General features: G+C 61.6%; 20 protein-coding genes. 11 read left to right on the top strand and 9 right to left on the bottom strand.

The annotated features are described in order from the left end of the window. The first annotated feature begins 41 nt into the window (after positions 1-41). Complete coding sequence (locus BMY67_RS09490; RefSeq protein WP_092770813.1) at positions 42-2,180, top strand: glycoside hydrolase family 97 protein; 2,139 nt, start codon at positions 42-44, stop codon at positions 2,178-2,180. A gap of 66 nt (positions 2,181-2,246) precedes the next feature. Here the strand turns inward: BMY67_RS09490 and kdsB are convergent, their stop codons facing one another. Next, complete coding sequence (gene kdsB / locus BMY67_RS09485; RefSeq protein ID WP_092770811.1) at positions 2,247-2,993, bottom strand: 3-deoxy-manno-octulosonate cytidylyltransferase; 747 nt, start codon at positions 2,991-2,993, stop codon at positions 2,247-2,249. 196 nt (positions 2,994-3,189) lie between these two features. Here kdsB and BMY67_RS09480 point away from each other — a divergent pair, with 196 nt between their 5' ends. The 4 genes from BMY67_RS09480 (at position 3,190) to rlmF (ending at position 8,869) form a co-directional block, all read left to right on the top strand. Continuing rightward, on the top strand, positions 3,190-4,170 hold the full coding sequence (locus tag BMY67_RS09480; RefSeq protein ID WP_092770809.1) for a LysM peptidoglycan-binding domain-containing protein: 981 nt from the start codon (positions 3,190-3,192) through the stop codon (positions 4,168-4,170). A gap of 180 nt (positions 4,171-4,350) precedes the next feature. After that, the gene (locus BMY67_RS09475; RefSeq protein ID WP_092770807.1) at positions 4,351-5,109 is read left to right on the top strand and encodes a TIGR02757 family protein; all 759 of its coding nucleotides are present in this window, start codon (positions 4,351-4,353) and stop codon (positions 5,107-5,109) included. Between the two features lie 203 nt (positions 5,110-5,312). Beyond that, the gene (locus BMY67_RS09470) at positions 5,313-7,736 is read left to right on the top strand and encodes an endonuclease MutS2 (RefSeq protein WP_092770805.1); all 2,424 of its coding nucleotides are present in this window, start codon (positions 5,313-5,315) and stop codon (positions 7,734-7,736) included. A 203-nt stretch (positions 7,737-7,939) separates the two neighbouring features. After that, the gene (rlmF, locus tag BMY67_RS09465) at positions 7,940-8,869 is read left to right on the top strand and encodes a 23S rRNA (adenine(1618)-N(6))-methyltransferase RlmF (protein ID WP_092770803.1); all 930 of its coding nucleotides are present in this window, start codon (positions 7,940-7,942) and stop codon (positions 8,867-8,869) included. A gap of 199 nt (positions 8,870-9,068) precedes the next feature. Here the strand turns inward: rlmF and BMY67_RS09460 are convergent, their stop codons facing one another. Together BMY67_RS09460 and murB are read right to left on the bottom strand one after the other, a co-directional pair. Then, complete coding sequence (locus BMY67_RS09460; protein ID WP_092770801.1) at positions 9,069-11,378, bottom strand: phospholipase D-like domain-containing protein; 2,310 nt, start codon at positions 11,376-11,378, stop codon at positions 9,069-9,071. Between the two features lie 148 nt (positions 11,379-11,526). Then, positions 11,527-12,555, bottom strand: a complete 1,029-nt coding sequence (gene murB / locus BMY67_RS09455) for a UDP-N-acetylmuramate dehydrogenase (protein WP_092770799.1) — start codon at positions 12,553-12,555, stop codon at positions 11,527-11,529. Between the two features lie 194 nt (positions 12,556-12,749). On the opposite strand from murB, the gene BMY67_RS09450 reads away from it, so the two are divergent. Then, the gene (locus BMY67_RS09450; RefSeq protein ID WP_092770797.1) at positions 12,750-13,559 is read left to right on the top strand and encodes a DUF547 domain-containing protein; all 810 of its coding nucleotides are present in this window, start codon (positions 12,750-12,752) and stop codon (positions 13,557-13,559) included. Positions 13,560-13,689: 130 nt separating this feature from the next. Here the strand turns inward: BMY67_RS09450 and BMY67_RS09445 are convergent, their stop codons facing one another. From BMY67_RS09445 to BMY67_RS09435, 3 genes are all read right to left on the bottom strand, one after another. Beyond that, positions 13,690-15,096 carry a sugar MFS transporter gene (locus BMY67_RS09445; protein WP_177189767.1) on the bottom strand — a complete coding sequence of 469 codons (1,407 nt, stop codon included), beginning with the start codon at positions 15,094-15,096 and terminating at the stop codon, positions 13,690-13,692. 192 nt (positions 15,097-15,288) lie between these two features. After that, positions 15,289-15,720 carry a DUF1810 domain-containing protein gene (locus BMY67_RS09440; protein WP_092770793.1) on the bottom strand — a complete coding sequence of 144 codons (432 nt, stop codon included), beginning with the start codon at positions 15,718-15,720 and terminating at the stop codon, positions 15,289-15,291. A gap of 211 nt (positions 15,721-15,931) precedes the next feature. After that, the gene (locus tag BMY67_RS09435) at positions 15,932-16,498 is read right to left on the bottom strand and encodes a hypothetical protein (protein WP_092770791.1); all 567 of its coding nucleotides are present in this window, start codon (positions 16,496-16,498) and stop codon (positions 15,932-15,934) included. 155 nt (positions 16,499-16,653) lie between these two features. On the opposite strand from BMY67_RS09435, the gene BMY67_RS09430 reads away from it, so the two are divergent. Further along, entirely contained in the window at positions 16,654-17,856 is a 1,203-nt protein-coding gene (locus tag BMY67_RS09430) for a THUMP domain-containing class I SAM-dependent RNA methyltransferase (RefSeq protein WP_092770789.1), read from the top strand. A gap of 296 nt (positions 17,857-18,152) precedes the next feature. On the opposite strand, the gene BMY67_RS09425 is transcribed toward BMY67_RS09430, so the two are convergent. Further along, positions 18,153-18,497, bottom strand: coding sequence for a four-helix bundle copper-binding protein (locus BMY67_RS09425; RefSeq protein ID WP_092770787.1), 345 nt, complete (start codon positions 18,495-18,497; stop codon positions 18,153-18,155). Positions 18,498-18,653: 156 nt separating this feature from the next. Between BMY67_RS09425 and recQ the strand changes: the two genes are divergently transcribed. The 4 genes from recQ to BMY67_RS09405 all read left to right on the top strand — a co-directional run bounded on the left by recQ (position 18,654) and on the right by BMY67_RS09405 (position 23,757). Beyond that, a complete protein-coding gene (gene recQ / locus BMY67_RS09420; protein ID WP_092770785.1) occupies positions 18,654-20,930 on the top strand; it encodes a DNA helicase RecQ in 2,277 nt (758 codons plus the stop codon). A 334-nt stretch (positions 20,931-21,264) separates the two neighbouring features. Beyond that, positions 21,265-22,083 (top strand): helix-turn-helix domain-containing protein, encoded by an 819-nt coding sequence (locus tag BMY67_RS09415; RefSeq protein WP_092770783.1) that lies wholly within the window; start codon positions 21,265-21,267, stop codon positions 22,081-22,083. Between the two features lie 231 nt (positions 22,084-22,314). Next, positions 22,315-23,034: a pirin family protein gene (locus tag BMY67_RS09410; RefSeq protein ID WP_092770781.1), complete on the top strand. Its 720-nt coding sequence runs from the start codon at positions 22,315-22,317 to the stop codon at positions 23,032-23,034. Positions 23,035-23,043: 9 nt separating this feature from the next. After that, on the top strand, positions 23,044-23,757 hold the full coding sequence (locus BMY67_RS09405; RefSeq protein ID WP_092770779.1) for a GAF domain-containing protein: 714 nt from the start codon (positions 23,044-23,046) through the stop codon (positions 23,755-23,757). Between the two features lie 122 nt (positions 23,758-23,879). On the opposite strand, the gene BMY67_RS09400 is transcribed toward BMY67_RS09405, so the two are convergent. Together BMY67_RS09400 and BMY67_RS09395 are read right to left on the bottom strand one after the other, a co-directional pair. Next, positions 23,880-24,746, bottom strand: a complete 867-nt coding sequence (locus BMY67_RS09400) for an alpha/beta hydrolase (RefSeq protein WP_245744976.1) — start codon at positions 24,744-24,746, stop codon at positions 23,880-23,882. A 48-nt stretch (positions 24,747-24,794) separates the two neighbouring features. Further along, positions 24,795-26,639: a M2 family metallopeptidase gene (locus BMY67_RS09395; protein ID WP_092770775.1), complete on the bottom strand. Its 1,845-nt coding sequence runs from the start codon at positions 26,637-26,639 to the stop codon at positions 24,795-24,797. Between the last annotated feature and the right edge of the window lie 67 nt (positions 26,640-26,706).

Raw genomic sequence — 26,706 nt, 5'->3', positions numbered from 1 at the left:
AAGGGCTACTTTGCTGCTTCCTGCCATTTCACTCTGCCTCTATGCTTTATCCCTCCGTTGCGTGGCAATCCTCCGGCCGCGGCCTGCTGCTGCTGCTCACGCTTCTCTGGACTACTTCCGTTGCCCGCGCCGCCGAACAGCTTCAGTCGCCCGACAAGCAGCTCACGCTCAGTGTAAACCTGACGACCGACGGCATGCCCACCTACAGCCTTACCTACAAGGGCAAGGCAGTGCTCAAGCCCAGTCAGCTAGGGCTGGAGCTGAAGGATACACCCAGCCTCACCAGCGGCTTCGTGCAGACCGATGCCGTGCGTAAGTCTATCGACGAGAGCTGGAACCCGGTGTGGGGCGAGGTGAAAACCATCCGCAACCACTACAACGAGCTGGCCCTCACGCTCACCCAAACGGCCACCAAGCGCACCATGCTGGTGCGGTTTCGGCTGTTTAATGACGGTCTGGGCTTCCGCTACGAGTTTCCGCGCCAGCCCGAGCTGGGCTATTTTGTGGTGAAGGAGGAGAAAACCCAGTTTGCCCTGGCTGGCGACCACAAGGCCTTCTGGCTGCCCGGCGACTATGACACCCAGGAGTACGAAACCACTACCTCGAAGCTTTCGGAGGTGCGGGGGCTGATGAAATCGGCTATTACCGACAACGCCTCGCAAACCCAGTTTTCGCCCACCGGCCTGCAAACCCCGCTCATGCTCAAGAGCGCCGATGGGCTTTACCTCAACATCCACGAGGCCGCGCTGGTCGATTATTCCACCATGTCGCTCGATTTGGATGATAAGAACTTCGTTCTCAACGCCCACCTCACGCCCGATGCCCAGGGCAACAAAGGCAACCTGCAAACGCCCGGTACCTCGCCCTGGCGCACCATTATCGTCAGCGACCGGGCCGCCGGCATCCTCGAATCCAAGCTCGTGCTCAACCTCAACGAGCCCACCAAGTACAAGGACACGAGCTGGATTAAGCCCATTAAATACGTGGGCGTGTGGTGGGAAATGATTACGGGCAAAAGCTCGTGGTCGTACACCAACTTGGAAAACATCAAGCTCGACTCCCTCGACTACTCCACCGTGAAGCCCAACGGCACCCACGCCGCCAACACGGCCCACGTAAAGGAGTACATCGACTTCGCCGCCGCCCACAAAATGAACGCCGTGCTGGTGGAAGGCTGGAATACCGGCTGGGAAGACTGGTTCGGCAAGCACAAAGAGTATGTGTTCGACTTCGTGACGCCGTACCCTGACTTTGACATTGCCGAACTGAACCGTTACGCGCAAAGCAAGGGCATCAAAATCATCATGCACCACGAAACCAGCGGCTCGGCGCGCAACTACGAGCGGCACATGGAGCAGGCGTATCAGCTGATGAATAAGTACGGCTACAACGCCGTGAAAAGCGGTTACGTGGGTGATGTGCTGCCGCTGGGCGAGTACCACTACGGGCAGTGGATGAACAACCACTACCTCTACGCCATCACCGAGGCGGCCAAGCACCGCATTATGGTGAATGCCCATGAGGCCGTGCGCCCCACCGGCCTGGCCCGCACCTACCCCAACCTTATCGGCAACGAATCGGCCCGCGGCACCGAGTTCCAGGCCTTTGGCGGCAGCCGCCCCGACCACTGCACCATCCTGCCCTTCACCCGCCTCATCGGCGGCCCCATGGATTACACGCCCGGCATCTTCGAGATGGACGTGAGCAAGTACAACCCTAACAACAACTCGCATGTCAACAGCACGTTGGCCCAGCAGCTGGCCCTGTATGTAACCATGTACAGCCCGCTGCAGATGGCCGCCGACCTGCCCGAAACCTACAACAAGTTCCTCGACGCCTTCCAGTTTATCGAAGACGTGCCCGTGGACTGGGACGACACCCGCGTACTGGAGGCCGAGCCCGGCGACTACATTACCATTGCCCGGCTGCAGAAGGGCGGCAGCAGCTGGTTTGTGGGCAGCATCTGCGACGAGCAGGGCCGCACCAGCACCCTCGATTTCAGCTTCCTGCCCCAGGGTAAAAAATACGAGGCCACCATTTACGCCGACGCCCCTACGGCCCACTACAAAACCAACCCCCAGGCCTATACTATCCGCAAACTCACGGTAACCAGCAAAACCAAGCTCCGGCAGGTTTGCGCCCCCGCTGGTGGCTACGCGGTGAGTGTGGTGGCTAAGTGAATTAAAAATTAAAAGTGAGAAATTAAAAATGGCCGTTGAACAACTCCTGAACGGGGCGTTCAATGGTCATTTTTGATTTTTAATTAACCGCAACGCCCGCTCCACGTCCTCTGGCGTATCAATGCCAATCGTTTCCAGCATCGTTTCGGCCGTCCGGATGGGGTAGCCGGCTTCGAGCCAGCGGAGCTGTTCGAGGCTTTCGGCCAGCTCCAGGGGCGAGGGCGGCAGTTGGCTGATGGCCCGCAGCACGGCGGGGCGGTAGGCGTAGAGGCCGATGTGGCGCAGGTAGCGGTGGTGCTGCAGCCACTCACTTTGCGGGTGCTGGCGCTGGTAGGGCAGGGGGTGGCGGCTGAAATATAGTGCCTGTTCCTGGCCGTCGAGTACCACCTTGGGCAGGTGGGGGCTGAACAGCTCTTCTTCACTGACCACGGGCTTTACCAGCGTCCCGATTTGCGTGGTGAGGTCCGCGAATAAATCGAGCAGCGCGTTTATCTGGCCGGGATGAATGAAAGGCTCGTCGCCCTGGATGTTGACGATGCAGTCGGCCGTTACGCCCAGCTGCTCGTAGGCCTCGCGCACCCGGTCGGTGCCGCTGGGGTGGTCGGGGGCGGTTAGCACGGCCTCGCCGCCGAAGTCGCGCACGTGGCGAAGAATCCGCTCGTCGTCGGTGGCTACTACCACCCGCTGGAGGTTGGCTTGCCGGGCCTGGCGCACTACGCGCTCAATCATGGTATGGCCGCCCAAGTCGATGAGGGGCTTGCCGGGCAGGCGGGTGGAGGCGTAGCGGGCGGGAATGATGCCGATGGCGAGCATAGGAGCGGGGCGAAAGAACGAAGCGCAAGAAACGGCAAAACCCACGAATGAGCCGCTCCAATAAATCAGCCGGCACTTAAATAACCGGTTTTTGGAGTATTAAGGCGCTACTAAAGCGCTAAACCGTAACTTTAGGCAAAGTTTATGTGGCTGTGCCGGCTTTGGCCCGTTTATCCGCTTCGCGTCCTGCTTTCTTATGTCCCGATTTTCGTTGCTGACCGCTGCCCTCGTCTTCTCCGGCCTTTCCGCGTGGGCGGCCCCCGCGCCGGTAGCCCCGCCCGATTCCATCGGCGTGGAGTACCGCAACAACAAACTGCTCATTCGCCACCGCGTAACGGCCGGCGAAACCATTTACGGCCTCGCCCGCCGCTACAAAGTGCCCGTCGAGGACATCGTGGAGGCCAATTCGGGCCAGAAGGGCCAGCTCAACCTGGGCCAGATCGTACTGATTCCGCGCACCCGGGTGGTGCTCACGCCCGCTCCGGCGGCTACTGGCAAAGCCGCTGGTGGGGCCGCCGCGCCGGCCGCGGCAACTGCCTCCGTGCGCGCCCTGCCCACCGACGCCAGCGGCAACCGCGTGTACAAAGTGGCCCCCGGCATGACGCTCTACGCCATTGCCCGCCGCTTCCAGACCACGCCCGCCGAGCTGGCCCGCCTCAACGGCTTCGCCACCGACCACAGCGTGCGGGTGGATGAGGTAATTATCGTAGCCGCGCCCGCTACCGGCGCGGCCGGCCCGCCGGCCCCCGCGGTAGCCGCCACCAAGCCCACAGCCCGCGAAAAAGCCGTTGCCCGCGACGCCGAGCGCGACAAGGCCCGCGACGAAGCCAGCTCGCCCGCCGTAACCCCCGAGCCCGCCGACGCCAAGCCCGAAGCCAAAGAGGCCCCGGCCCGCGCCACCGAAGCCGGCCGCCGCGTTACGGAAAGCGGCTTGGCCATGGTCATCCCCACCGATGCCTCCGACAAGTACCTGGCCCTGCACAAAACAGCCGCCGTGGGCACCATCATGGAAGTGCGCAATATCATGAACGGCCAGGCCGTGTACGTGCGCGTCATCGGCCGCCTGCCCGACACCGGCGAAAACGACCGGGTGCTGCTGCGCCTCTCCAAGCGCGCCGTGCAGCGCCTGGCCACCCCCGACCAGCGCTTCCGCGTCGAAACCAGCTACGTGCCGTAAGGTGAGATGGTGACTCAGTGAGATGGTGAGTTTGATGTTTGGGGGGCATTGCGGCGTAGGAGTGGTACCACGACAAAAAAGTCGTGGCACCACTCCTACGCCGCAATGCCCCCCAAACATCAAACTCACCATCTCACTGAGTCACTCATTCACCAAATCACCACCTCACCATCTCACCTCATGAACCACGCCCAGGTGCGGGCGCTGCTCGACGAGAAGTACCGCGGCTACGACCAGCCCGGCTTTATTGCCCTCGACCCCATCAGCATCCCGCATCAGTTCTCGGCGCGCGCCGACGTGGAAATCAGCGGGCTTTTTGCGGCCGTGCTGGCCTGGGGGCGGCGGCCCACCATCATCAGCAAGTGCCGGGAGCTGCTGCGGCGCATGGACGACGCCCCCCACCAGTTCATCACCCAGCACCACGACGACGACCTGAAGCGCCTGCTGGGCTTTTGCCACCGCACCTTCTGCGACACCGACCTGCTCTACTTCGTGCACTGGCTGCGCTGGTACTACGGGCAGCACGAGTCGCTGGAAGATGCCTTCCTGCACGGCACCACCCAGAAACAGCGGCTGGAAAACTTCAACACCCTGTTCTTCAGCCTCGAAGATGCGCCCCAGCGCACCCGCAAGCACGTGGCCACGCCCGCCCGCGGCTCGGCCTGCAAACGCCTGAACATGTACCTGCGCTGGATGGTGCGCCAAGATGAATATGGCGTCGACTTCGGCCTCTGGACCCTTCTTTCACCCGCCGACCTCATCTGCCCCTGCGACGTGCACGTGGAGCGGGTAGCACGCCGTCTGGGCCTGCTCCAGCGCAAGCAGGTCGATTGGCTGGCCGCCGAAGACCTGACCGCTCATCTGCGCACCTTCGACCCTCAGGACCCAGTGAAGTACGATTTCGCGCTGTTTGGGCTGGGCGTGGAGGGGGAAATGTAGGGGCGGGGCTTGCCCCCGCCCGCCATTCGCACCGCTTCAACGGCTCCGTTCAACGATACTCGTTCAACGGCGGGCGGGGGCAAGCCCCGCCCCATCATGGGGCCAGTTATTTCCATGTAAAAAGCTGAATCTTTACCGGCTCGTTTGCTGTTTACCTTCGTCTAGCCATCTAACTACCCAGTACCAAATACCACCTTTCCCTTTTGATTCTTCCTCAGAATTTCGAGCAGAAAATCGGCTTCTCCCAACTGCGGGACATGCTCAATGAATTGTGCCTGAGCGGCCTGGGTCGCCACTTTGTGAGCCGCATGAGCTTCCAGACGCAGTCCGAGCAGCTCCAGAAGCTGCTGCTGCAAACCGACGAGTTCCGCCAGCTGCTGGGCAGCGGCGCCGACTTCCCCAGCAGCCACTACCACGACGTGAACCCCTACCTGGTGCGGGCCAACCTGCCGGGCTCCTACCTCGACGTGGCCGCGTTCTACGCCCTCAAGATGAGTTTGCGCACCATCCGCGAGGCGCTCCTGTTTTTCTCGCGGGCCGAGGACGACCTGTTTCCCACGCTGCGCCTGCTGGGCATCGGCGTGCAGGTCGACCGCAACCTGCTGGCTGCCATCGACAAAGTAGTAGATGATGAGGGCCAAGTGCGCGACGACGCTTCGCCGCTGCTGCGCCAGCTGCGCCAGGAGCTGATTTCGCGCCAGATGATGCTGCGTAAGCAGATTGGCAGCATTCTGCGCCACGCCCGCCAGCAGGGCTGGGTGCCCGAGGGCGCCGAGCCCACCATTCGGGGCGGGCGGCTGGTGCTGCCGGTGGTGGCCGAGCACAAGCGCCGCGTCAAGGGCCTGATTCACGACGAGTCGGCCACGGGCCAGACGGTGTACATCGAGCCCGAGGCGGTTTTTGAGCTCAACAACGACATCAAGGACCTCGACAACGCCTACCAGCGCGAGCTGCTGCGCATTCTCACCCAGCTCACGGCCCAGTTGCGCCCCCACATCCCGGATTTGCGCAAGGCCTACCAGTACCTGGGCCTCATCGACTTCATCCGCGCCAAGGCCCAGCTGGCCCGCCGCCTCGAAGCCACGCTGCCCGTGCTGCACCCCCAGCCGCTGCTGCGCTGGCAGCAGGTGCGCCACCCGCTGCTCTACCTCACTTTTCTCAGTCACGCCAAAACCGATCCCCGCGAAGTGGTGCCGCTCGATATTGAGCTGAACGCCGAGCAGCGCATCCTGCTGATTTCGGGCCCCAATGCCGGGGGTAAGTCGGTGAGCATGAAAACGGTGGGCCTGGTGCAGTACATGCTGCAATGCGGTCTGCTGATTCCGGCCGGCGAGAAGTCGGAGGCCGGCATGTTCGACGATATCTTCATCGACATCGGCGACGAGCAGAGCCTGGAAAACGACCTGAGCACCTATTCCTCGCATCTGCTGAATATGAAGCAGTTCGTGACGCTGGCTAACAAGCGCAGCCTGGTGCTGATTGACGAATTCGGCACCGGCACCGAGCCCAGCCTGGGCGGCGCTATTGCCGAGGCCGTGCTGGAGCAGCTCAACCGGGCCCGCGCCTTCGGCGTGATAACCACCCACTACACCAACCTGAAAAACTACGCCGAGCGCACACCCGGCATCGTGAACGGGGCCATGCGCTACGACCCCGACCAGCTCCAGCCCCTCTACCGCCTCGAAATTGGCAAGCCGGGCTCCTCGTTCGCCATCGAAATCGCCCGCAAAATCGGCTTGCCCAAGCAGCTCGTGGAGCGTGCCAGCCAGCTCGTGGGCAAGGATAAAATCCGCTACGACCAGCTACTCGAAGGCCTCGAAAAGGAGAAAACCGAGTTGGAGCAGCGCACCGCCGAAGCCGCCAAAGCCGAGCGCCGCCTCAAAAAAGCCGCCCAGGAATACCAGGACCTCAAGCGCTACCTCGACGACACCACCCAGGAAACCCTGCGCACCGCCAAGGCCCAGGCCAAAGCCCTGCTGCGCGACACCAACCAGCAAATCGAGGCCACCATCCAGGAAATCCGCCTGGGCCAGGCCGACAAGGAGCGCACCAAGGAGGCCCGCGGCAAGCTCGACACCTTCGTGCGCGAGAAGCTGCAAATCGAGCCCCCCAAGGCCCGCGCCACCCGCGAGCTGGCCGATGCCGCCACCCTCAAAGTGGGCGATAAAGTGGCCCTGCTGGGCCAGGAGGGCCACGGCGAAATCATGAGCGTGAAGGGTAAAACGGCTGAGGTGTCGTTTGGCGGCATGAAAACCATCGTCAAGGTCAGCCAGCTCGAAAAGCTGACGCGCTCCGAAATCCGGGAGCGGGAAAAGCAGGCGGCCCGCCGGGCCCCGGCCCAGTACGCTGGTTCAGGCTTCGACACCACCGGCCGCATGGCCAGCTTCAAACCCACGCTGGATTTGCGCGGCGAGCGGGCTGAGGACGCCCTGAACAAAATCCGCAGCTACGTGGATGACGCCATCATGCTGGGCATCCCGGAAATCAAAATCCTGCACGGCCGCGGCAACGGCGTGCTGCGCCAGATTGCCCGCGACTACCTGCACCGCACCCGCGAAGTAGCCAGCGTAGCCGAAGAACACGCCGACCGCGGCGGCGACGGCGTGACCATTGCGGTGTTGAAGTAGAGTGAATGGAAAAAAAGCTGTCATGCTGAGCGCAGCGGAGCGGAGTCGAAGCATCTCGCGTGCAATAGTAATCATGACGATAAGGTTAGCATTGCACGCGAGATGCTTCGACTCCGCTCAGCATGACGGGCTAGTAAAGCCGTAACTTGCCAAAAAGCAGCCCGCTTCTTCGGATGCTTCTTCACCTTTAGTCCCCACGCCTTTTGCATCCTCGCAACCCCCACAACGGCCGCTATGATTTCGCCCAACTCACGGCTGCCAGCCCCGCGCTGGCTGATTTCGTGGTGCCCAATCCGGCCGGCGACAATAGCATCGACTTCGCCAACCCCGCCGCCGTGAAGGCCCTGAACCAGGCGCTGCTGCGGCAGCACTACGACGTGCAGCACTGGGACGTGCCGGCCGGCTACCTCTGCCCGCCCATCCCCGGCCGCGCCGACTACCTGCACTACGCCGCCGACCTGCTGGCCACCGACAACGCTGGCACCGTACCCACTGACAAAGCCGTGCACGTACTCGATATCGGCGTGGGGGCCAACTGCGTGTACCCCATCATCGGCACCAAGGCCTACGGCTGGCGCTTCGTGGGTTCGGAAACCGATGCGGTGGCGTTGAAATCGGCGCGGGCGCTGGTGGCAGCTAATCCGGCGCTGGTGAACCGGGTGGAACTGCGCCAGCAAAGCCACCCGGCTTTCGTGTTCGAGGACATTGTAAAGCTCCGCGAGGAGTTCGATCTGGTGGTCTGCAACCCGCCCTTCCACGCCTCGGCGGAGGAAGCCGCCAGCGGCAGCCGCCGCAAGGGCCGCAACCTGGGCTACCCCAAAACAGCTGGCGGGCCGGTGCTCAACTTCGGCGGCCAAAACACGGAGCTGTGGTGCGAGGGCGGCGAAGAGGGCTTTCTCAAGCGCATGGTGGCCCAGAGCGTGGCCGTGCGCGAGCGGGTGCTGTGGTTCAGCACGCTTATCTCCAAAAAGGAAACTTTGCCCAGCATCTACCACTTCCTCAAGCTGGCCGGCTCGCCCGAAACCCGCACCATCGAGATGAAGCAGGGCCAGAAAATCAGCCGCATCGTGGCCTGGACCTTCCAGACCCCCGAGCAGCGCCAGGAGTGGGCCGCGCGCCGCTGGAAAGCGTAAGTGCGGTTTGTCATCCTGAGCGAAGCGAAGGATCTATCCAGATGGTATTCAAAGGGTATTAATTTTTGAAGCCAGCTTCTATATAGGTCCTTCGCTCCGCTCAGAATGACAAATAACAAAAAGGCGGCTCCCGATTTGGGGGCCGCCTTTTTCACGTCAGTTGAGCCAGTGAAAAGTATCACCTCTCACTTCCAACAACCTACTCCACTACCACGCGGCTAACCTGGGTGGCTTCGGGCGTTACAATCTGCACCATGTACATCCCCGATTTCAGGGCGGAGGCATCTACGCTAACATCCTGGCCGTTGAGGGGCTGGGTCTGGTCGAGCACTACGCGGCCGGTGGCGTCGCGCAGCACGACGCGGGCGGTGCGGGCGGCGCCCGTCTGCACCCGCAGGCGAAACTTGCCGCTGGTGGGGTTGGGGTACACCTGCACGCTGCTGCGCTGGATGCTGGCATTTTTGGTGGCCAGCACCAGGTTGCACACCTGCACGCCGTTGTTCTGGTTGGCAATCAGCTGGGCAAACTCCTGGTAGTACTGGTTAACGATGCGCTCATCGTGCACAATAAGCGTGTTCTCGTCGTTTTCGGTGTTGGCCGACAGGCTCCAGTTGTGCGAGCCGACGAACACCTGCGGGTCCGACTGCGGCGCCGTGGCGTCGATGATGGCGTACTTGTGGTGCATGATGCCAGGCTGCTTGTCAATCATGAGGCGCTGGCCGAGCACGGTTTTGATGTTGTCGAAAATATCCTGGGCGGCGGTGTTGGCCTGAATCGAGTTCATCACCATCTCCGAGCAGCCGGCCATGTTCTTGGCCTGAATCTGGGCGGTAATGGCATTGCCGATGTCCGTCTGGGTAAGCAGCATGGTGGCAATGTGCAGGTCCTGGTCGGCCGTTTTAATCACCTCAATCAGCCGGCCGTTCACGTTATCGGTCGGCGAGAACCACGACTCGACCTGCTTGCCGGCAATGCTGAAATAGTGCGGCGTGTTGTCGGTTTTGCGCGAGCCGAACAGGGCCGTGGCCTGGGTGCCGGCGCCCCACATCTCGTTGAACTCGACGGTGTAGGTGCGGGCCAGCGACTGGTCCTGGATGGCAATGGAGTTGTTGCGGTCGGTGCTCAGCTGGGCGGACGTCCAGTTGGTCGAGCCGGTCCAGACCCAGGGCTGCTTGGGCTCGGTGCTGTTGGCGTCAATCACCACAAACTTGTTGTGCATGATGTTCTGCACCGTTTGGCGGCCAATGCGCGGAATGGCCGGGTCGAGGCCGCTGAGGCTGACGTTGGCGTTGTCGTTTTCAAAAATAACGCGCACGGCCACGCCGCGGGCCTTGGCGGCATTCACGGCCATCAAAATCGTCTGGCTGTTCCAGTTATAAATGGCAATGTCGAGCGTCTGCTTGGCCAGGCCGATGTAGCGGGCTACCGTGTCGGCCATGGCGCCGTTGGGCAGGTACAGGGCGGCGTTGCCGGGCAGGGCCAGGGCCGTATTCACGGGGTTGGTGAAGTAGGTGCGCATCTTGCCCGTCGAGAGCGAAGCCGTAATCATGGGCACCACCCGCGACTCGGACAGACCCACGGCGTTGGTGCTGCTGGCCTTCACGTAGTAGATGGTGGCCGGCAGCAGGCCCGTGAGGGCGAGGCTGTGGCCGGTGGTGCTGGTGCTGCTTTCAACGGCCGCAAATGGGCCGGCGGGGCTGGTGGCGTACTCCAGCTTGCTGCTGCCGGCGTTCTGGGTGGTGAAATTTACCGTGAAGCCCGTGCTGGTGATGTTGGTAGGGTAGGGCGTGGCCAGCAGGTTGGGCGTGTTGCCCTGCTGGAAGTCGGCGTAGAGGCGCGGCAGCAGCTGGAAACCATCGGCCGAGCCGCCCGCGCCGGTAGGAACTTTGGTGGTGTACTGGCTCATAATGCCGACCACATCGAACTTGCCGGTGGGCGAGGGCTTGCCGATGAGGCCGTCGGGCCCGTTCGAGGACTTGTTCACGTACATCACCGTGGCAGCGTTGCCGCTGATGCGGTAGGTGGTGCTGGCGAAGGCCGACACCGGCGCCCCTGAGGTGGTGGTGATGGTGGTGGCATCAACGAGCTTCACTAGCTGGCCTTCGTAAAGCTCGGCGTAGGCGGCGGTGGCGCCGGTAGCCGGAAACTCGACCGGCTTGGGCACCGGCTGGTTGCCGGCAATAACTTCCAGCGACGTCACCGGGTCAATTTCGAGCAGGCCGTTGTAATCCTTCATCGTGCCGGTTACTTCGATCAGGTCGCCGGGCACGAGCTCCGTTGCTTTGGTGGCCGAATACACGGCTATACCGCCGGTAGCGTCCTGAATGTAGCGGATGGCGCCCAGCTCGGCGCCGTTGGTAACAATGCCGCGCAGCGTAACGGTGGCCCCCGAGGTGTTAAAGGCAGGAGCCTGGGCCCGGGCAGCACCAATGGCTATGGCGGTTTGGGCCTGCGCCGTCTGCCAGCCGGCCAAGCTCATCAGCAGGGCCAGAAAGGGTAATTTTTTCATCAAATGAAACGCAGAAAATGGGAATAAAAAGCCGGCTGCCCGCAGGCAGCTACCAGGCAAAGGTCTTGATTTCAGCTGCAAAAAACGAGCTGGCCAGATGAAGTTTGCATGATGCCCAAGCCGGCCGCGCCAGCCGGGCCACCGGCGGCTACATAATGTTCACTTCGGGGTGCAGCTCGATGCCGAATTTCTCGCGCACCGAGGCGATGATTTCGTAGGCCAGGTCGCGAATATCCTGGCCCTGGGCGCCGCCGTGATTCACGAGCACCAGCGCCTGGCGGTCGTGCACGCCGTGGGGGCCACGGCGCTGGCCCTTCCAGCCGCACTGCTCGATGAGCCAGGCGGCGGGCACCTTCACGCCGCCCGGCACCGGGTAGCCCGGCAGGCTCTCGAACCGCGCTTTCAGCTCATCGAACTTGGCCTGCGAGATTTCGGGATTCTTGAAAAACGAGCCCGCGTTGCCGATCTGGGCCGGATCGGGCAGCTTGCTACGACGGATGCTGCTGACGGCCTCGCTGATGTGGCGCGGGGTGGGCTCGCCCTCGATTCCCATGTCCTGCAGGGTGGTCTGGATGTCGCCGTAGCGCACGTTGGGCCGGGCCTGGCGGTGCAGGCGCAGCAGCACGCTGGTCACGATGAACTGATTTTTGAGCGGGCCCTTGAACACGCTTTCGCGGTAGCCGAAGCCGCACTCGGCCCCCGAAAACGTGCGCAGCCGGCCGGTGGCCAGCTCCAGGGCCTCCAGCTGCTCAAACGTGTCCTTCAGCTCGGCTCCGTAGGCGCCGATGTTCTGGAGCGGCGCCGCACCCACCGTGCCCGGAATCAGCGACAGGTTCTCGATGCCGCTCAGCTCCTGGCCCAGCGCATACTGTACCAGCGCGTGCCACGACTCGCCGGCACCCGCCCGCACCACGGCCGTTTCGTCGTCCTGGCTCACTACTTCGAGCCCCCGGATTTCATTTTTGAGCACCACGCCCTCGAAGTTGCGGGTAAACAGCAGGTTGGAGCCGCCGCCCAGAACCAGCTTTTCGGCGGCCTGTACTTCGGGCAGCGCCAGCAACGCCCGCAGCTCCTCGACCGAGGCAAAGCGGGCAAACCAGCGGGCCGTAACCTCAAGGCCGAAGGTGTTGTAGGGGCGAAGCGAAACGTTGGATTCGAGTGTGGGAGCGGGGTTCATGGCAGCGGCAAAACGGTGAGAGCCCAAAGGTACAGCAGTTGGCAGTTGTGGGTGGGAAGTCGGGCGGAAAGTCCCAAGGCCTTAGCCCTGAGACCCCGGGTTAACACTCCCCCTACAACTGTTCAGCCCGCTAACCCCGTATATGCCAGCCCGGCCCTGCGGGGCAGCTGTTTTAACGAGCTTTCCAACTGTATATGCACTCCATTTCCCGTTTCGCTTCCCGTTTGGCGCTGGGCACTCTGCTAACCGCCGGCACGCTGGCCGCCAGCAGCTGCGGCTACGTCGGCTACCTGATTCCGCTCAACCCAACTTCCAATAGCGGCCGCACCCTCGACCATTCGGCCTGGGACGGACTGCTGAAAAAGTACGTCGACGACCAGGGCATGGTGAACTATAAGGGCCTGCAGCAGGATAGCGCCGCGCTGAATGCCTACCTGAAAACCCTCGGAGACAACCTGCCGGCCAAGAAATCGCCCGCCGATGAAAAGCTGGCCTACTGGCTCAACGCCTACAACGCCTTCACGGTGCAGCGCATCATCCGGGCCTATCCGGTGAAGAGCATCAAGGACCTGGGGGGCGACAAAATCTTCGTCAACACCGTCTGGGACCAGGATTTCATTCCGCTCGGCGGCAAGCGCTACACGCTCAACGATATCGAGCACCGCATCATCCGCAAGCAGTTCGACGACAACCGCATCCACTACGCCTTGGTGTGCGCGGCTATGTCGTGCCCGCGCCTGCGCCAGGAGGCCTACGTGGGCGCCCGCGTGCAGGAGCAACTCGCCGACCAGGGCCGCAACTTCATCAACAACCCCCAAAAGAACGACCTCACGCCCGCCGACAAGCCCACGCTGTCGGCCATCTACAGCTTCTACCCCAAGGATTTCGAGAAGAACGGCAGCACCTCTATCCAGGATGCCGTGAACCGCTACGCCAAGCAGAAAATCTACCCGAACGCGAAGCTGAGCTACAAGGAATACAACTGGAGCCTGAATGAGCAGTAAATGTTCAACTATTAGCTGATGACCTTTGGCTTTTAGCTTCCGTCTTGGAATCCGTTACCCACAATAAAAAAGGTCCTGCACTCAATCGAGTACGGGACCTTTCTTGTTTTTTCAGCTACCAGCTACCAGTCTATCTAACCACGCGGTAGCCATTCAGGGCGTAGAACAGCAGGTAGGCGTAGCAGAGGGCCGGAAGGATGAAGGCCACACGCAGGCCACCGCCGTGGGTGGCTACCAGGCCCATGAGCGGCGGGATGATGGCCCCGCCGACAATGGCCATAATCAGGTACGAAGAGCCCTGCTTGGTGAAGCGGCCCAGGCCGGTAATGGCCAGCGGGAACACCACGGGCCAGATAATGGCGTTGCACAGGCCGCAGAGCACCACCAGCCACAGGGCAGTTTCGCCCTGGCTGAAAATGGAGAGCGTAACCAGCGCCACGCCCGCCGCGCACACACCCGCCAGCAGCTTGCGGGCATCGAAGCGGCTGAGCAGTGGGATGCCGATGATGCGGCCCACCATCAGCCCAAACCAGTACGACGATACCAGCACCGCGCCCACGGCCTTGGTGAAGCCGGCGGTGGTGTCGATGGCATCGGGCGTGTTGCCGAACAGCGCGGCGGCCCAGTTGGTGGCCAGGCTCAGGCCACGCACCAGCTCCTGCGTAAAGCCGCTGAGCTGGCGGATGTTCTGGGCCTCGCCGTAGCGAATGATGAACGAGCCGATGCCCACTTCAACGCCCACGTACACGAAAATGGCCACCACGCCCAGCGTGAGGTGCCGGAAGCTGAGGGCCGAGGAGCGGCCGGTTTCGGCAGCGGCCTGGGCGGCGGTGGCTTCCTCATCGGCGGGCAGACTCTCGATTTTGGGCAGGCGCACTAGGAAAAACAGCAGCGCCAGCACCGCCAAAAACACGGCCAGCCCGATGTAGAGCGGCTTTACCAGCGCGGCTTCCTCGCTCAGGCGCTGCTCCAGCGGCAGCTGAGCCAGCTGGGCCTTGAGCACCGTGGAGCCGCCAAACAAAATCAGGCCGCCGATGAGGGGCGAGAGGGTGCCGCCCAAGCCGTTGGCCACGCCCACGATGCTCACGCGGCTGGCGGCGGTGCGCGCCGGCCCCAGCACGCTCACGTAGGGGTTGGCCGCCACCTGCAGCAGCGTGATGCCGGCCCCCAAGAAGCTCAGCGCCAGCAGAAACAGCCCGAACGTGCGCGTGTTGGCGGCCGGCACGAACAGCAGCGCCCCCACGCCCATCACCAGCAGACCCAGCACGATGCCGCGCTGGAAACCCAGCTTTTCGAGCACCCGCCCGGCCGGCAGCGACATCAGAAAATACGCCCCAAAAAAAGCCGACTGCACGGCCGTCGACTGGAAATCGGTGAGCTGGCACACGTCCTTGAGGTAGGGCATGAGCACGTCGTTGAAGTTGGTGACGGCCCCGAACAGGAAGAACAGGGTGGTCATGAGCACCATCGGTCCCAGGTAGGAGCGGGTGGCGGCCGGGGCGGTAGTGGTGGGGGAGGAGACGAGCGGTGCGGCCATTTGCGGGAATCGGGAAAAATATGCGGCCTTAAAGATAGGCGCTTGCTTTCCGCATCTTTTAAGGTGGTTTAAATTAATTGCCGGAGCCACTGAAACGATGTAGACACGCAACAGTTGGAGTCTCGTCGTTGCTGATGTTGTTAGCAAGCACATACCCGGACGTTCAACGACGAGACTCCAACTGTTGCGTCTCTACATCGTTTCAGTGGCTCCTCCCAGCAACGCCAGCGTCCGCGGGTCCGGCACGCCGCCGAAAAACCGTTCCAGCACCTGCCCAAATACCGGTGAAGCGCCCGGCACGGCCCGAAACAGCGTCATGGAGGAGCGCAACTTCACATCGTCGGGGCTGCCGAAGATGCGGTTGGCATCCGTGGAGTCCAGGGCCAGCAGCGCCCCGCAGATTTCGACCAGCCGCGGCCCCAGCACCGGGTGGGCCAGGTAGGCGGCCGCTTCCCGCGTATCCTGAATAGCGTAGAAGCGGGCCGTTTCGCTCAGCCCCAGGCCCTGGAGCTGGGGGAAAATAAACCACATCCAATGGCTGCGCTTACGGCCGTTCTGGATTTCCGTCAGGGCCGTTGGGTAGGTGGACTCTTGGGCGTCGAGGAAGCGTTGGAGGGTAGGCATGAAGATAGATTGGATATATGGTTACTAACGTTCCGGGGCTTTGCGATGGTGGGGCAATCGAAGCACAAATCTTCAATTTTGCACAAAAGTTGAACAGAAGAACTACCGTTGAACTTTGTAGTTTCGCCCCGCTATTGCAAAACCCTTGTTACCTGCAGGCATTTGCCGTTATGTTTGTTATTTTTTGAATTCACTTTTCAAATTTTCTAAGTTATCCAGGAAAACGTTTTGGGTCTTCAACTTCGTGTCCTATGTCAATAAAGAAAAGCTTCAATAAGTCATAAGTTTTCCAATCACTGGTTATGTGATTAAATTTACTTGTCTCCATATATTGGCAGCTTAAACAAATATTTAGTACTGAAACGATATTGTCTTGCTTGTCGAAAAAAACAAAAGCGTCTCGATACATTGGTGCGCACATCCACGATGGAATATCAATTATTTCAGTTCTCAAAATGTTTTTCAATAATTCAACTTTCGTGTCTGTCAAATTAAAGGTGTTTGTCTTTTTGCTTGAATAATGAAATTGATTTGTGTCGTCAAGCAAGTATTGAGTAAAGCCACAAAGTTTGTTCAAAAATAAAAACCTTTCTTCCTCTTCAACGGTCAAATTATTAGTTTTCGATTTTCGAGATTTCAATTTTTCGTATTCTTTGTCAAATTCTTTCTGTTGCAATTCAAATTCTTTGCCACGTTGAAATGAGTATGTTTCAACATAACTAAATGTCAAGTCATTAATAAAGTCTTTCGAAGGTATGTATGTGTAACGTGGTTTCATTTTATGCTTGCAGGTAACATCCTGATACCCGCTACTCAGTAGCGGGTATCATACTAACGGTAGCTAGATACCCGCTAGTCTAGGCGCATCCGCTGCCCCAAGATACACGCTTGCCCCAGATTCCCGACCTTTGCGGCTTCACCTGACGCTACCCTATGTCTGCCAACCGCCGCGACCAGCCGTTTTACATGACCGCCACCACTCAGTTCGGGCTCGAAGAAGTGCTGGCCGACGAGTTGCGGGCGCTGGGCGCGAAAATCGAGAAGGTGGGGCAGCGGGCCATCGAGTTCAGCGGCAACCAGCAGCTGCTCTACGAGGCCTGCCTGTGGTGCCGCACGGCCGTGCGCATTCTGCGGCCCTTCGCCGGCTTCTCGGCCCCCGACGAAAAGTCGCTCTACCGCGAGGTAGGCCGGATTGACTGGAGCAAATACCTGCGCCAGGACCAGACGTTTGCCATTACGGCCGTCGTCAACAAGTCCAACTTGGAACACTCGTTGTTTGTGGCCCAGCTCACCAAAGATGCCATCGTGGATCAGTTCCGCAACCGCACCGGCGAGCGGCCCAACGTGGATGTGCGCAACCCCGACATCCGCCTGCACCTGCACATGCTGGAAAACGAGGTGGTGCTGAGCCTCGACGCCTCGGGCGAGTCGTTGCACAAGCGCGGCTACCGCCAGCAAACCAACGTGGCCCCGCTGAATGAGGCCCTGGCCGCCGGCCTGCTGCTGCTGGCCGGCTGGGACGGCAAAACCACGCTCGTCGACCCCATGTGCGGCTCGGGCACCATCCTCACCGAAGCCGCCCTCATTGCCCAGCGCATTGCGCCGGGCCTCTACCACCAGGGTAAGTTCAGGTTCGAGCACTGGGCCGATTTTGATGCGACCCTCTGGGAAACGGTGCAAATGGATGCGCGGCAGATGCGGCTGGAGGAACCCCAGTGCTACATCGGTGGCTCCGACCTGAGCCGCGACTTCATCGAGCTGGCCCGCGAGAACATTGCCGCCGCCGACCTCGAAGACTTCATCCGCCTGGGGGTACGCGACGTGAAGGACGCCGTAGCCCCGCCCCGTGAGGAACCCGGTATCGTGCTCACCAACCCGCCCTACGGCGAGCGAATCGGCGAAGAAACCGAGATGGACGAGCTCTACAAAACCATCGGCGACACGCTCAAAACCAACTTCCAGGGCTACGACGCCTTTATCTTCACCGGTAACCTGCAAGCCGCCAAGCGCGTGGGCCTTAAGGCCAGCCGCCGCATTCCGCTCTATAACGGGCCGATTGACTGCCGCCTTCTGAAGTACGAGCTGTACCGCGGGACGCGCAAGATGGAGAAGGAAGGGGAAGAGGGAAGAGAATAAGGTAAGCCCCGGATACGTAGAAAGCCCCCGACGGCCATTTTGGCATCAGGGGCTTTCTGCGTATGGGAACCTGTTAATACCTGCTGTTATGCAGTGGCAGCCGGGGGTAGGGGCGGGGCAAGTCCCGCCCGCCATTCGCGTCGTTGTAACGAGTCCGTTCAATGGCCTTAGCGGCGGGCGGGGGCAAGCTCTGCCCCCGCCCGCCGTGCGTTAGTTGCCTAAATCCAATACGGCGTAATATAAGGTAGTAAGCTCCTCTGCCTTGCCTGGGTCTCGGTACGGCGGGCGGCTGGGGTTTACTTCTGGTAAGCCTTGCAGGCCTCCACGCAGGCGCGGCAGGCTTCGGCGCACTGCTGGCAGTGCTCGTGCTCATGCTTACCGCACTCGTCGGCGCACTTCTGGCAGATTTCGATGCACTCCTTGAGCACGTGCTGGGCATGGTCGGAGCTGCGGGCGATGAAGGCGTGGGTGAGGCGGCAGATGTCGGCGCAGTCGCGGTCGAGGCGGATGCAGGGCACCATCATCCTGATATCATGCTCGTGCAGGCAGGCGGTGGCGCACATTTCGCAGGCGGCGATGCAGCGGGCTAGGGCGTCGAGAACTTGCTGGTTTTGGGTGGCGGAAGTGCTGGGCTGGTTCATACTGAAATGGAATAGATTAAACGAATTGCTAGCCTCTTGTACGGGAGTGTGCTACGATTGGCCGTGCACGATTTAGGGGGCTTCGTGCACGATTCCCGCCTCCGCCGGGTTATCTTCATCCTTTCCCCGCCCCACCATTTGCCGTATCTTTACGCTATGTTATTCGCCGCCGAACCCCTCGCCCCAACCATCGAATCTGCCCGTAAGGTTCTCAAGAAATACTACGGCTACGACGCGTTCCGGCCGATGCAGGAGGACATTATCAGCAACATCATGGGCGGGCACGACACGGTGGTGCTCATGCCCACCGGCGGCGGCAAAAGCATCTGCTTCCAGGTGCCGGCCGTGGTGCAGGAGGGCGTCTGTATCGTCGTCTCGCCGCTGATTGCGCTCATGAAAGACCAGGTGGAGGCGCTCAAAGCCAACGGCATTCCGGCCGCCTACATCAACTCCAGCATCGGCAGCAGCGAGGCCAACAATATTGCCGCCGACTGCCTCAACGGGCACCTCAAGCTGCTCTACGTGAGCCCCGAAAAGCTGCTGTCGGATGGGTTTCTGAGCTTCCTCAAGCGGCTTAAGGTAAGCATGTTTGCCATCGATGAGGCCCACTGCATCAGCTCCTGGGGCCACGATTTCCGGCCCGAGTACACCCAGCTGCGGGTGCTGCGCGAGCAGTTCCCCCAGGTGCCCATCATCGCCCTCACTGCCACCGCCGACCGCCTCACCCGCCGCGACATCCAGCAGCAGCTGCGCCTGACCAAGCCCAAGGTCTTTCTCTCCAGCTTCGATAGGCCCAACCTCAACCTCATCGTGCGGCCGGGCCAGGATAGGGTGGGGGGCATTCTGGAGTTTCTGGAGCGCCACCAGGGCGAGGCGGGCATCATCTACTGCCTGAGCCGCAAGCAGTGCGAAACGCTGGCCCAGAAAATCCAGGCCAAGGGCATCAAGGCCGATTACTACCACGCCGGCCTCACGCCCAACCAGCGCGGGGCGGTGCAGGAAGGCTTCCTCAAGGACGACTTGCAGGTGATTGTGGCCACCATCGCCTTCGGCATGGGCATCGACAAGAGCAACGTGCGCTGGGTGATTCACTACAACCTGCCCAAAAACATCGAGGGCTACTACCAGGAAATCGGCCGCGCCGGCCGCGACGGCACGCCCGCCACGGCCCTGTTGTTCTACTCGTTCGGTGATGTGATGAGCCTGCGCGACATGCTCACCAAGGAAAACCCGCAGCTCAACCAGCTCAACCTCACCAAGCTGGAGCGCATGCAGCAGTTCGCGGAGGCCGCCGGCTGCCGCCGCCGCATTCTGCTCAACTACTTCGGCGAAACCCTGCCCCACGACTGCGGCAACTGCGACATCTGCCGCAACCCGCCCACCACCTTCGACGGCACCGAAATAGCCCAGAAGGCCCTCTCGGCCCTGGTGCGGGGGCGCGAGCGGCTCAGTATCAGCCTGTTGATTGACGTGCTGCGCGGCATGCGCAACCAGGCCGTGCTCAGCGGCGGCTTCGACCAGATAAAAACCTACGGCGCCGGCCGCGACCTGCCCTACCTCGACTGGTACAGCTACGTGCACCAGATGCTGAATGACGGGCTGGTGTACATCGCCTACGAGGAAGGCTACGCGCTGAAAATCACGGACCTGGGCCGCGAAGTGCTGCAGGGCCAGCGCCCGGTGTCGATGAAGAAGTTTCAGCCCGCCGAGAAGGCCGAGAAGAAGCCCCGGGGTCGCAAAGCGGCTGCTACCGCTTCGGCCAGCACGCCCACCTCGCGCGAGGCCCAGCTGTTCGAGGCCCTGCGCGCCCTGCGCAAGCGCATCGCCGACGAGCAGGGGGTGCCGCCTTACGTTATTTTCACCGATGCTACGCTAACGGAAATGGCGGCCGAGCGGCCGGTGAACCGGGTGGCCATGCTGGGCATTTCGGGCGTGGGCATGAAGAAGTTCGACACCTACGGCGAGGCCTTTATCCGCGAGGTGCTGGCCCACGGCGGCAACCCCGCCGCCCAGGCCGATTTCGATGATGAGCTGCCCGCTAACCTCGACCCCGACGACCCGGGTGCGCCCCGGGCCCCGCGCAAAAAGGAGGCTGCAGCCAAGAAGGAGGCGAATACCGAAGCCGGCTCCACCATCGACACCACCTTCCAGCTGCACCGCATGGGCCTGAGCGCCGAAGCCATTGCCGAGCGCCGCGGCCTGGCCCTGAGCACCATCCAAAGCCACCTGACCACGCTCTACACCAACGGCGCCGAGCTGCGGTTGGAGGATTTCCTGTCGTCGCAGGACCTAGCCAACATCCAGACCGCCGTGGCCCAGCTCGGCGGCCAGCCCTTGCTGCGCGACCTGTTCGATCACCTGCGCGAAGACTACGACTACTTCCGCCTGCGCCTAGCCCAGCAGTATTTCCGCCGCCTGCGCGGGGAGGGGTAGCTGGGAAACTTAGGATGTCATTCTGAGGATGTGGCGCATCAAGCCAGGAACGAAGAATCTCGCGGGCAGTGGTAACTCCTGACGTTAGGATTTACCACTGCCCGCGAGATTGATTCTTCGACTCCGCTCCCCTGCGCTCAGAATGACAGTTCGTGTGTTGGCAACGGCTAACATCTGCCATTCAGGTTGACAGAAGCTACCTCGCAGCCTTATCGCAAAAATATTAGTAAATTTTTCAGCTAATTGAATTAGTATTATCGTAACGGAGTTCCTATCTTCGTGAGCCGGTCCATACTTGCCCTTGTCGACCTGTTTTCCCGGCTCCCTCTGCGTTATGATCAACACCAACCTCAAATTCTGGCGGCGCGAATTGAGTCTCACCCAAGCCCAGATGGCCGAAAAACTGGGCATCAAACGCTCGTTGGTGGGCGCTTATGAGGAGGGCCGGGCCGAACCCAAGCTGGCTACCCTCGTGAACATGGCCCGCCTGTTCGGCATCACGCTCGACTCGCTGGTAACCACCGACTTCAGCAAGAAAAAGAACGCCAAAGCCGCCGCCCAGCTCCAGGCCCAGAACGCCCAGATGGCGGCCACCGATACCAGCGCCGACTATGCGGGCGGGGGCAAGCTGCGCATCCTGGCCCTCACCGTTGACCGGGAGCAGAACGAAAACATCGAACTCGTGCCCCAGAAGGCCGCGGCCGGCTACCTCAATGGCTACGCCGACCCCGAGTATCTGGAGGAGCTGCCCAAGTTCCGGTTGCCCATGCTGGGCAGCTCGGGCACGTTCCGGGCCTTCGAAATTGCCGGCGACTCGATGCTGCCCATTGCCAGCGGCACCGTTATCGTGGGCCGCTACATTGATGATTGGCTGAACCTCAAGGACGGTACGCCCTGCATTATCGTCAGCAGCAAGGAGGGTATCGTGTTCAAGCGCGTGTTCAACCGCCTGAAAGACAACGCCATGTTGGCCCTGCACTCCGACAACCCGCTCTACTCGCCCTACGAGATTGACGTGGAGGACGTAGTGGAAATATGGGAAGCCAAAGCCTACATCAGCAGCACCTTCCCGATTGCCGACCTCTCGCTGACCCGCCTGGCCAGCATCGTGCTCGACCTGCAGCAGCAGGTTTCCACGATGAAGAAGGTATAGGCGAACCCGGGACGGCGCTATGCTGCGGCCCCGCGGTTCAGTTTGCCGGTCTTTGAAACGGATTTGGCCGACGACGTACTGATTGCCGGACTACGGTCAGCAAGCGCCCCTGATTACCTACCGGCCCCGTTGCCCTTGCTGGCGGCGGGGCCGGTTGTTGTGCCGGGTGGCCTAACTTCCGGGGGCGGGCTGCGTAAATCGGGGCAGTATTCACTTACCTACTCACTCCCGATGCTGAAGCTGATTCCTGCCACCGACCGCTACCACGCCTCGCCAACCAACTGGCTCAGCAGCTACTACCTGCTGAGCTTTGCCGACTACAACGACCCCGACAACGAGCACTTTGGCGCACTGCGGGCGTTCAACGATGTCACTATTCAGGGCAAGAGCGGCTACCCGCAGCAGCCGCGCTCCGAAATGGAAATCGTGACGCTGGTGCTCGAAGGCGAGTTGCAGCACGACGATACCATAGGTAACCGCGGCAGTGTTAGCAAGGGCGATGCTCAGCGCATTACGGCCGGTACGGGCCTGGCCCACGCCGAAATGAATGCCACCGACACGCCCACGCACATTTTTCAGATCTGGCTGATGCCTGGTCAGAAGGGTCTGGCTCCGAGTTATGAGCGCAAAGATGTGAAGCTGTTTGGCACCAGCAACGAGCTGATTCCGGTAGCCTCGGGCCAGAAGGTTCTGGAAGACCTGCTATATGTAAATTCCAATAGTACCATCTATTGGTGCAACCTCGACGCCGAGCAAACCGTCCGTTTTAAAACCTTTCCCATCCGCAACACCTTTATTTACGTGCTCGAAGGGCAGATTTTTGTAAACGGCCTCGACGTAGGTACCAGCGACCAGCTACGGGCCACCAACGAGCATGTGCTCGAAATACAAGCTACGGCCGATGCGCGCTTCGTGCTGCTCGACCTGCCGGCAACCCCGGCCAACTATTAACCCCCACGCATGAGCCTTGCCTTTCCCACAAGTCTGATTCCGGCCACCGAGGCCGACCGGCTGCGGGCCCTACACCTCTACCAGATTGCCAATACCGCACCCGAGCCGATTTTTGATGCCTACGTTGATTGGGCGACGCAGCTCTTCAGCACGCCCATTGCGCTCATTTCGCTGGTTGATGAAGAGCACGTCTGGTTTAAGGCCGTAGCCGGAAGCGAGAGCATAACCGGGTTGCCACGGGCCGAAAGTATGTGTTCGGCGGCCATTCTGGTTGACGTGCCCATCGTCACCTCCGACTATTCAGCGGAAAGCTGCCAGCTCATCAAACCCGATGTAGCCCGGGCTCTGGGCCTGAACTTCTACGCGGGCTCGGCCCTGCGCATGCCGCCCGATAACGTGCGCATCGGCATGATGGCCGTTATCGGCCGCGAGCACCGGACCCTATCGGGGGCGGAGGAGCAGGTGCTGCAACAGCTGGCCGAGGTGGTTAGCGGCACCATTGAACTGCGGTATCAGTACCTGCAGGCCCGGCAACCAGCCGAGTGGGAGGCCGCCCAACGCGAGCTGGCCACCACCCTCGACGACAATGCCACGCTCGTGCGCTACCTCACGGCCCGCAACCAGGGCCTCAACCTCGACGACCCCGAAATCCACGACCTGGTGTTGCGCCGCGTTGCCGGCGTAACCAAAGTGCTGGACCGTCGCATGGGCGGCTTTGCCTGATAAAGAAGACCTGGGCTACATGCTATTGGAAACAAGAAAAGGCTGCCCTTACAGGCAGCCTTTTCTTGTAGCCGGGCCGGCGCCGGCCGCTACCAGCAGCGGCCAACGCATTAGGTAACTGGCTACTTTTTGGCGAGCTTGGGCGCAAAAACTGCCCGCAGGCCCAGCAGCGCGGCCGGATGATAGATGGTCTGGTGGGTTTCGAGGGGCAGCGAGAGGGCCGTGACGGTTAGCCGCTGGTTGCCGGCCTGCTCCAGTATAACGCCCAGCTGCCGGGTTTCGCGGGCAATATCGGGCTGGCTGCTGGCGGCCATAAACAGCACTTTGGCCGGCCCCTGGTAGCGGCGCGCAAACGCGGGCGCTACCTGCAGCAACTGCTCCTTGTTCCACCACAGGCTGGGGTCGAAAGCCAGGTAGGTGTCAAACAAATCGGGCTCGGTGAGCAGGGTTTCCACCACAAACAGCCCGGCCAACGACTCGCCGATGATGGCTTTTTCGGCCGTTGTGGGGTAGCGCCTGGCAATTTCGGGCATCAGCTCCCGGCGCAGAAACTGCCGAAAAGCTGCCGAGCCGCCCACCCGCGGCGCAATTTTGCGGTCCTTGGCGTCGGTGGTGGGACCCGTGAGGTCGCGGCGGCGTTCGGTGTTCTCAATGCCTACCAGCATAAACGGCCGCATCGTGCCGTTGCCCACCAGCACCTGTACCAGTCCGGCCACGTGCAGAAAATCCTCCGCCATGCCGCCGTCGGGCATGTACAGCACCGGCAGGGCCGTATTGGCCGAATCGGGGAAGCTAGCTGGTCGGTACACGTTGATACGCCGGGTTTCGCCCAGCACCTGTGAGGTTAGCGTGAACGTTTGGCCAATGCTGAGCGCCGCCGCCGGGGCTGCCTGCTGGGCCGTAGCGGGCACGGCGCGGCTAAGCGAAAGTACCAGTAGCAGGAGCAGCGCCATTGGGGCGCGGGTGGGTAAGTGGGAGAGGTGCTGCATAAGGAAGCGGAAAAACCACGGTCCGGCAAAGCTGCCGGACCGTGAAAATTACATGGTGTACTTGCGGCCTTTGTTCTTCTCCTTGAGGTAGGCCATCAGGGGCTGGAAGTACTCGACCATGGCGCGGGCCGAGAGGTCTTCGCCGGTCTTCTCCCTGAGCACCGTGCGCCAGTCTTTGCTGGCGCCGGGCCGCATGATGTCGGCCAGGAACGTGCCGACTTCTTTGCTGCCGTAGTAGTTGGTGGCGTGCGGGTCCTGGTGCAGGATCTGCTTGGCAATGTGGTCGTGGAGCTGGAACAGGATGATGTAGCTCAGGGCGTAATCGTAGTACTGGGCCGGGTCGTCGTTGATGTGGGTTTTAGTGGCCGGGTCGAGGTACTGCTCGCCGCGGGTGGTGGGCGGCACGATGCCCTGGTACTGCTTGGTCAGCTCCCACCAGCGGGCGTTGAGCTGGTCGGCAGGCAGTTGGTCGGCGTAGAAACTGTTTTCCCACTCGCTCATCACGCCCGAAGCAAACGGAATAAACACCACCGAGCCCAGCGCCTCTTTCAGCAAGGCCTGCATCTCGTCGGTTTTTACTTTGGGGTCGATCAGTCCCAGCCCGGCCAGAAACGGCTTCTGGCGGGCGGCCAGGCCCATGAGGCTGCCCATGGCCTCGTGGTAGGCGCGGTTGGCGCCGCCGCGCAGCAGCACCGGCACCTCGGGGTTGGTGTAGGTGAGGTAGTAGTAAATGTGGCCCAGCTCGTGGTGGGTGGTTTCGTACCACTCGGTGTTGGGCTCCACGCTCATCAGGCTGCGCACGTCGTGGTCCAGGTCCATGTGCCAGGCCGAGGCGTGGTTGTTTTTCTTGTAATTGGCCCCCTTGGGCAGCGGGTACAGGCTGGATTTGGCGTAGAACGAAGCCGGCAGGGCCGGAAAGCCCAGGCTCTGGTAGAAGCGCTCGGCCTGCTGCACCTGCCACTCGGCGCCCTTCTTGGCCAGCACCGGGTCGAGGTCGAGGCCCTTTACGTCCACCATACTGCTCCAGTCCTGGCCCCAGCGGTTGGGCAGCCAGGAGGCGGGCAGGTAGTCGGGCACCTGCTTCACGCCGTACTGCCGGGCCAGCTCGTAGCGGGCGTAGGTGTGCAGCTCGCGGTACAGGGGCCGCAGCTCTTCGTTGAGCTGGCGCACCAGCGTCATCATCTCCTGGCGGCTGAGGCCATAATCGGAGGCCTGGTAGGTGAAGTAGTCGGGGTAGCCCAGGGCCTGCACGGTCTGGTTGCGCAGGTCGCGCAGGTTCAGCAGGCCGGGTTTCAGCGTCGGCCCGATTTCCTTGCTGGCCTCCCAGATCTGCTGCCGCCGGGCCGGACTTTTCTCCTGGCGCAGCAGCTCGTCGAGGTCGTTGGTGGTCACCGACTTGCCCTGGTACTGGTAGTCGAAGCCGTAGAGCTTCTCGGTCTGCTGGGTTTCGGCCTTGATGCGGGCCTTCACTACGTCGGCCACGGTCTGGGGCGAGTTGGCGGCGTTGTAGAGGGCCGTTTCTACCTGCTTCACCTGCAAAGCGGTCAGCTCGGCTTTGTGTTCGAGCAGCTCGCGCAGGCGGGTGATATTTTCCGTTGAGCCCGTGAAAGCCGCCATCCGCTCGTTGGCGCGGGCCGTGGCTCCGGCGTTGGCCGTGTCGCCGGGCACAATGTGGGTGTTGGAGCGCCACTCGGCCTCGGCCGAAGCGGTGTACAGGCGCTGGTATTCACCCGAATAATAGTTCAGGTAGGTTTCGGCCAGCGAAGGCCAGTGGGGCGCGGCGGCCTGCGGCGCCGTGGTGGGCGGCGCAGTGGCTACCGGAACCTGGGTAGTGGGGGCACAGGCCGCGAGCAGCGTGGCCGCGGTAAGCAAGGGGAGGAAGGATCTTTTCACGGGAAGGCGGGGCGTTGCGGAGTGGGCACTTGCGTTGGTGCTATCAGTTGGCCAAGTTACGCAACCT

The sequence above is a fragment of the Hymenobacter actinosclerus genome (genome assembly GCF_900111515.1).
GTDB classification, from domain to species: Bacteria; Bacteroidota; Bacteroidia; order Cytophagales; family Hymenobacteraceae; genus Hymenobacter; species Hymenobacter actinosclerus.
Note: the sequence above shows the minus strand (reverse complement) of the source record. Positions and strands in the feature narration are given on the sequence as shown.

Excerpts from the sequence above, each read along its gene's own strand:
- BMY67_RS09490 (WP_092770813.1), top strand. The coding sequence starts at position 42 with ATGCTTTATCCCTCCGTTGCGTGGCAATCCTCCGGCCGCGGCCTGCTG.
- kdsB (WP_092770811.1), bottom strand. The coding sequence starts at position 2,993 with ATGCTCGCCATCGGCATCATTCCCGCCCGCTACGCCTCCACCCGCCTG.
- BMY67_RS09480 (WP_092770809.1), top strand. The coding sequence starts at position 3,190 with ATGTCCCGATTTTCGTTGCTGACCGCTGCCCTCGTCTTCTCCGGCCTT.
- BMY67_RS09475 (WP_092770807.1), top strand. The coding sequence starts at position 4,351 with ATGAACCACGCCCAGGTGCGGGCGCTGCTCGACGAGAAGTACCGCGGC.
- BMY67_RS09460 (WP_092770801.1), bottom strand. The coding sequence starts at position 11,378 with ATGAAAAAATTACCCTTTCTGGCCCTGCTGATGAGCTTGGCCGGCTGG.
- murB (WP_092770799.1), bottom strand. The coding sequence starts at position 12,555 with ATGAACCCCGCTCCCACACTCGAATCCAACGTTTCGCTTCGCCCCTAC.
- BMY67_RS09450 (WP_092770797.1), top strand. The coding sequence starts at position 12,750 with ATGCACTCCATTTCCCGTTTCGCTTCCCGTTTGGCGCTGGGCACTCTG.
- BMY67_RS09445 (WP_177189767.1), bottom strand. The coding sequence starts at position 15,096 with ATGGCCGCACCGCTCGTCTCCTCCCCCACCACTACCGCCCCGGCCGCC.
- BMY67_RS09440 (WP_092770793.1), bottom strand. The coding sequence starts at position 15,720 with ATGCCTACCCTCCAACGCTTCCTCGACGCCCAAGAGTCCACCTACCCA.
- BMY67_RS09435 (WP_092770791.1), bottom strand. The coding sequence starts at position 16,498 with ATGAAACCACGTTACACATACATACCTTCGAAAGACTTTATTAATGAC.
- BMY67_RS09430 (WP_092770789.1), top strand. The coding sequence starts at position 16,654 with ATGTCTGCCAACCGCCGCGACCAGCCGTTTTACATGACCGCCACCACT.
- BMY67_RS09425 (WP_092770787.1), bottom strand. The coding sequence starts at position 18,497 with ATGAACCAGCCCAGCACTTCCGCCACCCAAAACCAGCAAGTTCTCGAC.
- recQ (WP_092770785.1), top strand. The coding sequence starts at position 18,654 with ATGTTATTCGCCGCCGAACCCCTCGCCCCAACCATCGAATCTGCCCGT.
- BMY67_RS09415 (WP_092770783.1), top strand. The coding sequence starts at position 21,265 with ATGATCAACACCAACCTCAAATTCTGGCGGCGCGAATTGAGTCTCACC.
- BMY67_RS09410 (WP_092770781.1), top strand. The coding sequence starts at position 22,315 with ATGCTGAAGCTGATTCCTGCCACCGACCGCTACCACGCCTCGCCAACC.
- BMY67_RS09405 (WP_092770779.1), top strand. The coding sequence starts at position 23,044 with ATGAGCCTTGCCTTTCCCACAAGTCTGATTCCGGCCACCGAGGCCGAC.
- BMY67_RS09400 (WP_245744976.1), bottom strand. The coding sequence starts at position 24,746 with ATGCAGCACCTCTCCCACTTACCCACCCGCGCCCCAATGGCGCTGCTC.